The organism is Acinetobacter sp. LMB-5 (assembly GCF_001541635.1).
Taxonomy (GTDB): Bacteria; Pseudomonadota; Gammaproteobacteria; order Pseudomonadales; family Moraxellaceae; genus Acinetobacter; species Acinetobacter pittii.
In genome coordinates, this window is record NZ_LRDR01000010.1 from 130,526 (window position 1) to 142,473 (window position 11,948).

Sequence of the window (11,948 nt, forward strand, 5' to 3'; positions counted from 1 at the left end):
TTTTTGTAAAAAACTTATTAAAACAGCAGCTTATAATTATGCATATATATTTGTCATATTAAAAATAAAACTAAGAAAGTAGAAGGAGTAAAGATAAAAAATAAAGAATTTGATAAATCAAATTTTATTCATAATATAAACAAAGAAGCTCTCAAAAGAGGTTAATTAAATACAATAATCGCTATTAAGTTTACAAAAGTAATATAAAATAATAGCTTGTATTATCGTAAAATTCTTTTTGTCAAAAAGGATATATATTTCCTTTTTGTGCATTTTATAGCCTACATTTTCCCCAAGATGTAGGTTTTTTTTATGCATAATTTTTATAGATTTTAATTATAAAAATAAAAAAAGCCAAAATGGCTTTTTATACAGTTTCTGGCTTGTTCAACTGTTGTTGTATGTACAGATTCATATAGTACTGTTCGATATAATCATCAGCATAGTTGTTTGCTAAGGTTTTTGTTGCCACTTGCTCATGTTTTAAATAGCAGTTTGATTCAAGGTCTTTTTCAAGTACCCACCAGCTACGGTTAATACGACGTACCTGAAATTTGTCACTTTTGTATTTTCTTTTAGCCATTTTCCGAAATTTGCTATTCAGTTATTGAAAGAGAATTTCTACTGGAGTTAAGAGCTCAAGTCAACAGATGGAAGGTTAATTGATTATTTTATGTGGGATGCCATTTCTCTTAATATCAAAGTAGAGACATTAAAATAGTTAAGCTCTCGTAATGAGAGCTTTAACTATTGGGTATAAATAGATTCTTATTTCATCTTAGCGAGAAAGGTTCTTTAAAAGTAATTTTAAACTTTCCATCATTTTTTCTAGCTGTAAGGGAGTAATACCTTCAAAAGACTGCTCAAGTACTACACTTGTTAGATCATTGATCTTGTTGATCATTTCAGTCCCTTTTTCTGTAAGTACTACACGAGTAATACGACCATCAGTTTGGCAAGAGTAAGTTTCAACCAAACCTTCATCTTTTAAACGATAAACAATTTTTGTGGTAGTCGACATTTTTGAAATAATCATATCTGAAAGTTCAGAAACACTCGCATGGGGCTTGCTGCTTAAAGCCAACATGATGCGTCGACGTGAGTTATCTAAACCATATTTTTTTAAAGCATTATCAATGTTTTGTACATATTGAGCATGTACTTGAGTAATCCAATAATATGGAAAATCTTCAAGAGTAAAAGATTCTGTTGTAGGTAAAAAACGCGCATACTTCTTTGTCATTGACTTTTCCCCATACCTTGGTGGATCGCATTCCTGGTGAACTATCTTTAATAGTTGAAAAATATAGTTTCATCAAGCAAGTTATAGCAGGACTTTACTTGATGAGCAAAAGTTATATAGCTTCATTTAACAATGACATGGTTTAATTGTCCTTAACTTTATAAAGCGTTCCTATAACTTTGCGAACTTTAAATACTCTTCAGCTATAATCAAAGATTATTAAAGGTAAAAACTGCTTAACAGGGCTGTACCTAAAACTCTTTAAGTGGATATGTAAGATTGCATCTAAGCTTGCTTGATCGTTAATTGAACGATATTGCTTGCAAGGGCATCGTAGAAAAAAAATTATGATTTGAACGTGGCATTGAACGAGAAAGTTTTTGTCTCTAAAGTCATAACTATGAAAAATTAATATATTTAAATAAAAAATATTTATATATATCATGACATTGTATTGTTTTGGTGTTGCCGAAATTTACCATACATTTAACATGAAACATCTATTATTTAGTAAAATAAAATTAGATTTCTATATTAAATAACTGATTTTTATTAATAAATTTCAAACATTATTTTAAATACTAAGCTTTTGAAATAGAGGTATTTTTGTCTATAAATTATAATTTCAATAAATTTTATCCATTAAATCTCAAAAGAGCCAACTCTAACCGTAATGCTCGCAGAAGAAGTGCCAACACAGATTATGGCAAGAGCTATTCAGATTAAATGATTTAAGTCTCAGAGAAAGAAAATTAAATATTAAATAGTTTTCAGTTTAAATTTTTATGAGATCAGGCACATATAATTTATAAAAAAAGGGAGAATTTATATTCTCCCTTTTTAATTATGCAGTGGTCACAGCTTTTTCTTCTATTTTTTTCTTAACAATCGCATAGCTTATCCCTGTAACAATACTACCAGCAGCAATTGCACCAAGATATAACCAAGCATGATTAATCGCATTGGGAATTAAAAGAACAAATACACCGCCGTGAGGAGTAACCAACTCACAATGGAATAAGGCAACGAGTGCTCCAGTCACAGCTCCACCTAAAATACATGTTGGGATTACACGCATTGGGTCTTTTGCTGCAAACGGAATAGCGCCTTCAGAAATAAAACATAAACCTAATACGAAAGCTGCTTTTCCGGCATCTTTCTCTCCCGTGCTAAATTTATTCCTTGCAATGAAAGTCGCAATAGCCATACCAATAGCAGGGACCATGCCGCCTGCCATCGTGGCTGCCATAGGCATATAAGTATTTGTTGTCAGCAACCCAACAGTAAAAGCATAGGCCGCTTTATTGATTGGTCCACCTAAATCAATACACATCATGCTTGCTAATATAATTCCCATTAACACAGCATTTGTTGTACCCATGTTATTTAAGAAATCTTTCATTAGCTCAAAAATATGTGCTACGGGCTGTCCCACCACGTAAAACATAATCAGACCAACAAATAATGTGCCTAATAACGGAATAATTAGAATAGGTTTAAGTGCCTCTAAACTTGTAGGGAGTTTAAGTTTTTTAGCAATAAATAGTGCGATATAACCCGCAAGAAAACCTGAAACAATACCGCCTAAAAAACCTGCTTGTAACTGAGAAGCAAGTAAGCCGCCAATTAAACCAGGTGCGAGGCCAGGACGATCAGCAATCGAGTAGGCGATATAACCAGATAACATTGGAACCATAAGCATAAATGCAGCGGCACCAATTTGTTTTAATATAGCTGGTAAGCTGCCTGCTTGTTCAGCTGCATTAAGGCCAAAGCATAAAGACAGAGCAATTAAAAGACCTCCCGCCACCACCATAGGTAACATATAAGAAACACCTGTTAAGAGATGTTTATATACGCCAACTTTTTCGGTTTTATCTTTGTTTTCTGCAGATGTTTGTTGCTTACCTTGTTCTAAAACTTGAGCATTGCTGATTGCTTCAGCAAGTGCTTTATCTGTTTGCTTTAGAGCAAAACCTGTACTACATCGATAAACACGTTTACCTACAAAACGGTCTGTATTAACTTCAATGTCAGTCGCAAGAATGACGATGTCCGCATCAGCAATAGCTTGAGGTGATAAGATATTTTTTGCGCCAACGGAACCTTGAGTTTCTACTTCAATCTCATAACCGAGCTTTTCTGCGCCTTGCTGTAAAGCTTCGGCTGCCATAAAAGTATGCGCGACACCCGTAGGACACGCAGTGATCGCAACAAATTTTTTAGCTGTAGTTGCTGATAAGCTATTATCATTTTGCCAGTCTTGAGCAGATTTAAAATGATCTAAAGCAGTTTGAAGAGCTGAATCAGTATCACTTTTGATCTCTTCAATGTTAATGAAAGATAAAGGGTGTGTACCAAAAATATTAAGATTTTTCGGGCGTTGTCCAACAACGATAACTTGGTCAAAGCTTTCATTCACCTCGAATTCATCAAGCGAAACAATGCTGTTTTGATAACCCTGTTGAGACGCGACTTGTGCAAGCTTCCGAGCTAAAATCAAAGCATTGACTTGCTGTTGCGGACTATTAATAACAAATAATAAACGTTTAGCAGTTGGCATCAGATTCACTCAATGAATTGATTGTAGTTTGGGCTTTTAATTGGTTTAGCTTTTCAGCATTAGGAATACGAAAGCCTATTTGTGTTACAGCGTGGCTTGCAATTGCGGTAGCAGTCTTTAATGTTTCTTCGGCAGAGAAGCCACTTAATAAGCCATGAATCATCCCTGCTAAAAGAGAGTCACCCGCACCAACTGTACTTTTAACTATCACTTTGGGGGCTTTTGCATGAAGCGGGTGAGTGTCGTGTAGCCAGTTTACACCGTCTTCACCCATCGAAATAACGACATGTTCAATTTTAGCTAAGTTTGCAAAAAGTTTTTTTTGTTCAGCATAGGTTGTAGCAGGAAGTTGATAACTTTCTACTAACTCATCTGTATTTGGCTTAATCATCCATGGTTGGCATTCAATTGCAGCAACCAACGCTTTACCACTTGTATCAAGTGCAACATTTTTACCTTGCTCTTGAATAAGTTTAATAAGTTGTTGTAACTCATCAACACTAAAACCTTGTGGTAGGCTTCCAGCAATAGCAACCACATCTACCTGAGGCAAAATCATCTCGATTTTTTGAAAGAGGTTTTTCTTATCTTGTTCAGATATGAAAAAACCTTTTCCATTCAAATCAGTCATACGTCCCGAATGTTCAGCAATTTTTATATTTTGGCGAGTTTCACCTTCAATATAAATAAATTCAGGTTGAAATTGAGCTTCTTTAAAATGATCATCGAAAATCTGTCTGTTTGTTGTTCCTAGAAAACCAGAAACAACAACCTCATGCCCCAAATCTTTTAAAACTTGTGCAATATTTAAACCTTTGCCTGCCGCATGTATTTCTACAGATTCTTGGCGGTTTACTTGACCTATCTGTAACTCTTTGAGTTGTATAGTCACATCAATTGCAGGATTTAAAGTAATTGTTAAAACTTTAGCCATTACCATTCCTAATCTTTACATTTCTTGTTCGGATAACTGACGTACAGCAGTAGCGCTATCACATTCAAGTGCACGCTTTGCAAGCACTTGAGCTTGACTGTAGTTAAGTGTACGAATTTGGGCTTTAACCAAAGGAATACTATTTGGTGACATACTAAGCTCATCTACCCCTAAGCCCATTAGAATGGGCACAGCTTTTGGATCGGCTGCGAGTTCACCGCATATACCAACCCATTTGCCATACTTATGCGCAGCTTTTACAGTTTGATCAATCAATTGCAAAATACTTGGGTGTAGTCCATCAGCTTCAGCTGAAAGGATAGGGTGTCCACGGTCAATGGCTAATGTATATTGAGTTAAATCATTTGTTCCGATACTGAAAAAGTCCACTTCTTTCGCGAGAATAGGTGCAAGTAAAGCAGCAGAAGGAACTTCTATCATAATACCAACTTGTAAGTTAGCGCATGGATGTTCAGCTTTAACCTCATCAAGAATAGCTTTTGCAGCACGCCATTCTTCCACACGGCCAATCATTGGAAACATGATTCTTAGAGGGCGGTCATCTGCAGCTTTAAGCAAAGCAATAAGTTGTTGACGCAACAGCTCTGGCTGTCTTAGCGTTAAACGGATACCTCTTAGACCTAAAAATGGATTTTCTTCTTCAGCAATTGGAAGGTAAGGGAGTGGTTTGTCACCACCTACATCTAGCGTACGTACTACGAGTGGTCGGCCCGCTAGAGCATCTAAAACAATACGATAATCTGCTTCTTGGGTAGCTTCGCTCGGAGCGCTACTATGCGCCATAAAAACAAGCTCAGTCCTGAGTAGGCCAATGGCTTCAGCACCATATTCAACCGCATGCGCTGTTGATTGAACTTTTCCTAAATTGGCAGCAATTTCGATTTGATGTTGATCTAGAGTAATCGCAGGTTCTTGGCTGTGACGTTCAGCTTCTTCACGAATTTTTTTCTGAAGCTCTCGTTCTTGTTTTGCTTGTTCGATTTGTTGAGCATTGGGATTTAAGATAAAAGCTCCAGTATCTCCATTAATTAAAAGAGAACTTTTATGCTCAATATCTAGTACTTGATCACCAGCCCCAACAATTGCAGGGATACCTAAAGCACGAGCAACAATAGCACTATGAGCGCTTGCACCACCTACAGCTGTCAAAATACCTGCTACACGATCTTTATTAAGTCGGGCTACATCACTTGGTCCTACGTCATACATGATTAGTATATAAGGCTCTTTAGGTTCTTCGATGATAACCTCACCGCAAAGTTGAGCCAAAACGCGATCACCAATATCACGTAAATCTGTAGCACGTTCAGCCAGTAATCGATCTGGTAAAGCTGCTTGCTCTTTGGCTGCTGCTTCAATATGTTCATGCCACGCAGCAGGGGCAGAAAGATTTAAGTTAATTTTTTGATAAACACCATTAATAAGATCTGGGTCGTCAAGCATTTCCAAATGTGCTTGGAAGATTTGCTTAATCTCAGCCACTTCAGATTTTGCAATAACTTGGTGAATATTGTTTTTAACAGCGTGAAGAGCAATATCAAGTTTTTCTTTTTCTACTTTGACACTTAAACCCATACGTTCATATTGGTAAACCTTTGGCTTAATTACATGTACAGGTCCGAAAGCTAAACCGCTTGAGGCTGCAATTCCTGTATTTGTACTCAATATTTTTGGCGGTGGGGTTGCTGTTTGAGATGATTGAGCTTCTTGGGTATCTAGAGATTGAATTGGTTCAACTTCTTCACCTAAGCCTTGTTGCACTGCCAGTATAACTTTATCTAAAGCTTCAACTGCATCCGTTTCTGGTTCGGCAATGAAACGTAAAGTTTGGCCACGTTTACAACCTAAAGCCAAGAGGCGCGTCAAGCTTTTAGCAGAAACAAAATTTCCGTCATCTACTGCGACTTGAATATCACCTTGAAAACTTTTGGTTAAGTTCACTAAATGAGTTGCTGGTCGAGCATGTAATCCATGGGCATTGGCTAATACAACTGAACGGTGAGGCCAATCTGGAATAACATCTGCACCAATGATTTTAGCAATTTCATTTGGTGCTTGTGTTTGGTCTAATTGCGCAACTTGCTCTGGATTAAATAGAATATCAATCAGTCGATTAAATCTCTGACTATCTAATTGCTCATTGGCAGCGATACACACGAGTGTGTTTAATTTTTTTCCGTTTAGCTCTAGAGCATGGCGAGGTTTTACAATACTAATCGCTGGTTGTTGAACAAACTTACTACTTGAAATAGACCAGATCTGATCTTGTAGTTGAATAACTTGATCAGGGTCAAGTGAACTTAGAAAACCGCACTTTACGAAATTGTGTTTTTTTAAAATCTGAGATGCAGACCAAAATAAATCTTCAATATCTTGAGATTCAATTTCAGTTTGAATTAAATTCTCATGTAGAGTTAAAGATAATGGTTGAGCTTGTAAGATTTCAATAATTTGTTCAGGTTGTTTAGCATTTTTTACCTGTTCACTTACATCATGCATTAAAGCTCGAGTTAATATTTGTAGAACTTGTAAATGTTCATCAGATTTTGCTGCAATAACAACAGCTAAATAAATTCTGTTTTCACCATCCCATATAATTCCTTCTGGAAAATGAGCTAAACGGATACCTGTTTCTAGAATAAATTCGCGCGATTGGGGTGTGCCGTGGGGAATAGCAATGCCTTGACCTAAATAGGTGGCACTTTGTTGTTCCCGATTGATGAGTCCTGTAATGTAGTCAGGTGTAACTAACCCATCTTTTACCAATATATCTACTAGACACTGTAATGCATGCTTTTTATCAACAGCATGTTGATTCATATGAATATGTCGAGGCTCTAGTGCTAGCATACTTATCCTTGAACAATTTCTTTGGTTTAGCTAAACAGAAAAAAAAGAAGCTGTTTGTATTAAAAATAGGTTAGTTTAACCGTTTTTAAACAACAGCTTCGTATAAATAACGATAGCAGAACTTTAAAGCTATATCGACGTATTTACGTAAAAAATGCTTGTTTTTAATACAAAGGAATGGGTGATTAATATATTTTAATTTCTTATGATAATTATCAGGTTAATAAAGTAACTTTATAAAAGAAGTGGGTATTAATATTAAAAAAAACCTCTATACCGGATTACGGGTATAGAGGCAAAAGTAAAAGATCAATAGATTAGTGTTGGATTTCCTGTTCTAGGAGTGACCATAAGTTTTGATGTGATTTTTTAAACATTAGCATGTGCCCAATTGATTTATGCCCAAGTTTCATGGGATTTAGCTCTAGCATTTTTGTAGGTGCATTAGGATAAAGTTTTAATAAATCTTCAACGTTACGCTCGGTTGCAATTTCATCGTCACTTGCCCAAATTGAAGTAATAGGGCAGATAATTTCACTATGAAAATCATGATGGACTGTTTTACCTATAGCATTTTTCACATAGCCTGGATGGCTGCAAAATTCTCGCCACTGTTGGGCGACTTTTTTAGGTAAGTTTTCTCCCATTCCAATAAATTGAGTAGCACCATAACCTTTAAAAGCACTAGAAATTGGAAAGATGACATTGAACATTACCGGTGCTAAAAACTTCGTTTTACCTTTAAGACCTTTTACATGGCCAGTGGAACCTGCGACCGCAATAACTTTTGCTACTTTATGAAAATTAGGAACAATTCCTAATAACTGACCACCAGCACTGTGGCCCAGAAGGGTAACTTGTTCTGCTTTAGTTTTTTCTAATAACGTATCAATTGCGCAAGGAATATCGAGAACTCCCCAATCATTAATACTTGCTGTACTTTGCTTCAAAGACCCGTGTAAGGAGCCTCCAATTCCACGGAAATCAAAGCTTAATACGTCATATCCTTGTTCGCTTAACCATGTAGCAAAAGAGTGATAGAAGTTTTTAGTAATACCTGTTGCAGGACAGATCAACACGGGATTTACTGATTTTGGGGATTGAGCTGGATAAAAATGTGCAGCAAGTTGATAACCATCTTTACAGGTCATCCAAAATGATTCAAAAGTGTTATCCATAATATTTCGTAGTGATTGGTTTATTGATATCTTTAATTTACACGAGTTCTAAAACGAAACTTGGTTAAAATGTGACTATAAAGTCAATATTTATGTTATATAGCTCATTAAATTTGAATAAAACAAATAATTGGAAAAAAGATGGATTTACCGAAAGCTGTACAGCTCGCAATTGTGTTTAGTGGCATATTTTTATGGATAGGGATGTTAACTGGGGGATGGAAATATTGGCAAATACGCCGTTCAGAATTAAGTCGTGCTCATTATTATGTGGATATCGCTCATCGAAGTAGTTTGTTATATGCAGCTGCTAGCCTAATTCAAGCTGTATTAAGCTATTTTACTGTTTTAAATGAAAATATTACTTTATGGTGTGTGTTTGCAAATATTCTTTTTTTTAGTTTTTCAATTCTGGTTTATATCATACATGGCTATTTACAGGACACAACAAATCAATTCAAACGTCCTCACAAGCTAGGTCGTTTTAGCTTACCTTCATGGATAATGACTTTAATGATGGTGGGATTAATTTTGACTGAATTATTAGCTACAGCTATTTTAGTTATCGGAACAATTTTTTTATTTTTGGATATATAAAAATGGATGATTGCTCATCCATTTTTTAAGTATTCGAGTTTTGTTGACTAAGACGTCTTTTAGCTAGTTTTCGCATCTTATGGTCGACAAAGGCCCACACACAAAATATGAAAGAAACAACCATCGCATACATAAAGTATTCGGGCTTCAGATTTCCTTTAATCATACCTTGAAACAGTAAAGTCAGCATAAGAGCAAGCGGTGTTACTCCATAAACAACTGAATCTTTGCTGTTCAGAGTGTTAATGAAGACTTGTTTGTTGAAATGTAATGATAACATCTCCATCCCTCCTTGTGGTTGCGCTAAAACCGAATGTTTTAGTCAAGAATAAGTTTAATGTTGTACTTCTATTTTTAATTCAATTCAATAGTGAATAGAAAATTTTTTGAACAGTTTTATAAAAAACTCTATGTTTATAAAAGGTTAAGGTATTAAAAAAGTAAATATTAAATATTTTTGTATAAAATACTTAATATTTTAGAAAAGAGAAAATATTTTAATGAAAAGTGTAATAATTTCTCTTTTCTATCATTTCAGGTTAGCTGTTTTGTTTTTTTAAAAATGTATCAATCGCATGTTGAGCAATTTCTGCATCTTCAAAAGATTGGACACCAGAAACGCCAATGGCCCCTAAAATTTGTCCGTCATAAATAATTGGTTTTCCACCTTCTAACATTCCTTGAGCACTAGGCATACTTAAAAAACCTAAGCGTCCACTTTGCAGAAGTTCTTCATAAAATTTTGAAGGTCTACCTGATATTGAAGAGCATTTTGCTTTTTCGGAACATAAATGTGAGGATAAAGGTGAAGCACCATCTAAACGCTTCATCAACAGTAGAGAACTTGTTTCATCAACAATAGCAATGCTGACTTTAAAGTTGTGTTCAATTGCATATTTTTGAGCTTCTTCCATTAAAAACTCTGCATCTGCTTGTGTTAGGTAATATTTACTTTTCATTGTTGCTCTTCTTTCCTAGTAAGCTAAAAATTATTTTAGTGTAATTTTACAGTAAAAACTGATTATATCTATAGTTGATTTGTCATTGAAAGTAGTGTGGAAATAAAATGCCGGTTGGGTAAACTCAGCATTTTATTCAATATATAAAATCATGTTTGGGTAAAACTCGATTTCAAAAGAGACACTAGATTAAATGTTTTTAAATTTAACTTTGTCAATAATTACGGTAATTGCTAGAACAACTAAAGATGGGATCAACCAAGCTAAGTTTTGTTCATTTAAAGGTAAATGTTGAAGAAATGCAGGTAAATAATCACCAAAACCAGCAACTTTAATACCGTCAATAATACCGAAAATTAAAGCAATACTTGTTACTGAACCGACAATAAAAGAGGGTTTGTGCCAAAATTTCCAAAAGAAGCTCAGCATAATCACAACAATGGCTGGTGGATAAATTGCACTTAAAACAGGTACTGATACGGCAATAAGTTTGGTTAATCCAAGATTAGAAATAATGAAAGAGAAACCAACTAAAATGAATACTAAAAGTTTGTAAGGTAATTTAGTTAACTGAGCAAAATACTCACCGCAAGCACAAGTTAAGCCAATCGCTGTCACCATACATGCTAAGAAAATGAGGCCAGTTAAGAATAATGAACCCATATTGCCAAAAGCATGTTGAACATATGCATGTAAAATTACTGCACCATTTGCTGCATTTGGTGCTACTTCATGACTACCTACACCTAATTTGAATAAGCTTAAATAGACTAAAGTAAGACCTGCACCAGAAATAAGACTGGCAATAATCGCATACTTAGTGACTAATTTTTTATCGGTAACACCACGCGAATAAATCGCTTGAATAATTACGATACTGAATACTAATGCGCCTAAAGTATCCATAGTGAGATAACCATTTACGAAACCTTCCGAAACTGGAGATTCAACGTAATGGTTGATTGGAGCAGGGACGTAACCCGCTGGGATCATAACTGCTGCAATACCTAAAATTGCTAAAGCAATAATTTTTAGGGGAGCAAGCACATGGCCAACAGTATCTAATAACTTGTTTGGATAAAGTGAAACTACAGTTACAAATGAAAAATAAATTGCGCTGTAAATTAAAAGGCTACTACTTGATGTTCCAAAATAAGATGAAAAACCAATTTCATAAGAAACAGTAGCTGTACGTGGAGTAGCAAATAAAGGGCCTACTGATAAATAACAAACAACGGTTAAAATCAGACTTGCTACTCGACCAAGAGGAGAGCTAATAATTTCAATGGAACCCTGCATGCGAGAGAGTGCCATGATGGTAATTACAGGTAGACCAACTGCAGTAATCAAAAAGCCTATAGCGGCTAGCCATACATGATCACCGGCTTGTTGAGCGACAATGGGAGGAAAGATAATATTGCCAGCCCCAATAAAAAGAGCAAAGGTCATAAAACCTAGGGCAATAATATCTCCAGTACGAAGATGTTGCATAAATTAAAATTAATAAAAAAGAAGGAATTTTAGAGCAAAAGAGATCATGATCAAGCGGTATTTTATGTGAAAAAGATTTTTTTCAGAGCATAAAAATCTTTAATAGATATTA

The 11,948-nt window shown here is 35.3% G+C and carries 10 protein-coding genes; 1 reads left to right on the plus strand and 9 read right to left on the minus strand.

Translation table 11 applies throughout. The features are described 5' to 3' along the window. Positions 1-367: 367 nt before the first annotated feature. From AW165_RS15065 to AW165_RS15090, 6 genes are all read right to left on the minus strand, one after another. Positions 368-583, minus strand: a complete 216-nt coding sequence (locus tag AW165_RS15065; RefSeq protein ID WP_002120955.1) for a hypothetical protein — start codon at positions 581-583, stop codon at positions 368-370. A 195-nt stretch (positions 584-778) separates the two neighbouring features. Then, the gene (locus AW165_RS15070; RefSeq protein ID WP_002121027.1) at positions 779-1,243 is read right to left on the minus strand and encodes a MarR family winged helix-turn-helix transcriptional regulator; all 465 of its coding nucleotides are present in this window, start codon (positions 1,241-1,243) and stop codon (positions 779-781) included. 844 nt (positions 1,244-2,087) lie between these two features. Then, the gene (locus tag AW165_RS15075) at positions 2,088-3,806 is read right to left on the minus strand and encodes a fructose-specific PTS transporter subunit EIIC (RefSeq protein WP_060466299.1); all 1,719 of its coding nucleotides are present in this window, start codon (positions 3,804-3,806) and stop codon (positions 2,088-2,090) included. Beyond that, positions 3,793-4,740: a 1-phosphofructokinase gene (gene pfkB / locus AW165_RS15080; RefSeq protein ID WP_060466300.1), complete on the minus strand. Its 948-nt coding sequence runs from the start codon at positions 4,738-4,740 to the stop codon at positions 3,793-3,795. Before pfkB ends, AW165_RS15075 begins: the two co-directional genes overlap by 14 nt. A gap of 15 nt (positions 4,741-4,755) precedes the next feature. Further along, positions 4,756-7,611 (minus strand): phosphoenolpyruvate--protein phosphotransferase, encoded by a 2,856-nt coding sequence (gene ptsP, locus AW165_RS15085; RefSeq protein ID WP_019767689.1) that lies wholly within the window; start codon positions 7,609-7,611, stop codon positions 4,756-4,758. A gap of 317 nt (positions 7,612-7,928) precedes the next feature. After that, positions 7,929-8,789, minus strand: a complete 861-nt coding sequence (locus AW165_RS15090) for an alpha/beta fold hydrolase (protein ID WP_025464285.1) — start codon at positions 8,787-8,789, stop codon at positions 7,929-7,931. Between the two features lie 141 nt (positions 8,790-8,930). Between AW165_RS15090 and AW165_RS15095 the strand changes: the two genes are divergently transcribed. Further along, positions 8,931-9,386 carry a hypothetical protein gene (locus AW165_RS15095; protein WP_060466301.1) on the plus strand — a complete coding sequence of 152 codons (456 nt, stop codon included), beginning with the start codon at positions 8,931-8,933 and terminating at the stop codon, positions 9,384-9,386. Between the two features lie 25 nt (positions 9,387-9,411). On the opposite strand, the gene AW165_RS15100 is transcribed toward AW165_RS15095, so the two are convergent. From AW165_RS15100 to brnQ, 3 genes are all read right to left on the minus strand, one after another. Continuing rightward, a complete protein-coding gene (locus AW165_RS15100; RefSeq protein ID WP_005068965.1) occupies positions 9,412-9,666 on the minus strand; it encodes a hypothetical protein in 255 nt (84 codons plus the stop codon). A 259-nt stretch (positions 9,667-9,925) separates the two neighbouring features. After that, positions 9,926-10,345, minus strand: a complete 420-nt coding sequence (locus AW165_RS15105) for a GlcG/HbpS family heme-binding protein (RefSeq protein ID WP_060466302.1) — start codon at positions 10,343-10,345, stop codon at positions 9,926-9,928. A 189-nt stretch (positions 10,346-10,534) separates the two neighbouring features. Continuing rightward, complete coding sequence (brnQ, locus tag AW165_RS15110; protein ID WP_060466303.1) at positions 10,535-11,836, minus strand: branched-chain amino acid transport system II carrier protein; 1,302 nt, start codon at positions 11,834-11,836, stop codon at positions 10,535-10,537. Positions 11,837-11,948 lie beyond the last annotated feature (112 nt).

Excerpts from the sequence above, each read along its gene's own strand:
- AW165_RS15065 (WP_002120955.1), bottom strand. The coding sequence starts at position 583 with ATGGCTAAAAGAAAATACAAAAGTGACAAATTTCAGGTACGTCGTATT.
- AW165_RS15075 (WP_060466299.1), bottom strand. The coding sequence starts at position 3,806 with ATGCCAACTGCTAAACGTTTATTATTTGTTATTAATAGTCCGCAACAG.
- pfkB (WP_060466300.1), bottom strand. The coding sequence starts at position 4,740 with ATGGCTAAAGTTTTAACAATTACTTTAAATCCTGCAATTGATGTGACT.
- AW165_RS15105 (WP_060466302.1), bottom strand. The coding sequence starts at position 10,345 with ATGAAAAGTAAATATTACCTAACACAAGCAGATGCAGAGTTTTTAATG.
- AW165_RS15090 (WP_025464285.1), bottom strand. The coding sequence starts at position 8,789 with ATGGATAACACTTTTGAATCATTTTGGATGACCTGTAAAGATGGTTAT.
- ptsP (WP_019767689.1), bottom strand. The coding sequence starts at position 7,611 with ATGCTAGCACTAGAGCCTCGACATATTCATATGAATCAACATGCTGTT.
- AW165_RS15100 (WP_005068965.1), bottom strand. The coding sequence starts at position 9,666 with ATGTTATCATTACATTTCAACAAACAAGTCTTCATTAACACTCTGAAC.
- AW165_RS15095 (WP_060466301.1), top strand. The coding sequence starts at position 8,931 with ATGGATTTACCGAAAGCTGTACAGCTCGCAATTGTGTTTAGTGGCATA.
- brnQ (WP_060466303.1), bottom strand. The coding sequence starts at position 11,836 with ATGCAACATCTTCGTACTGGAGATATTATTGCCCTAGGTTTTATGACC.
- AW165_RS15070 (WP_002121027.1), bottom strand. The coding sequence starts at position 1,243 with ATGACAAAGAAGTATGCGCGTTTTTTACCTACAACAGAATCTTTTACT.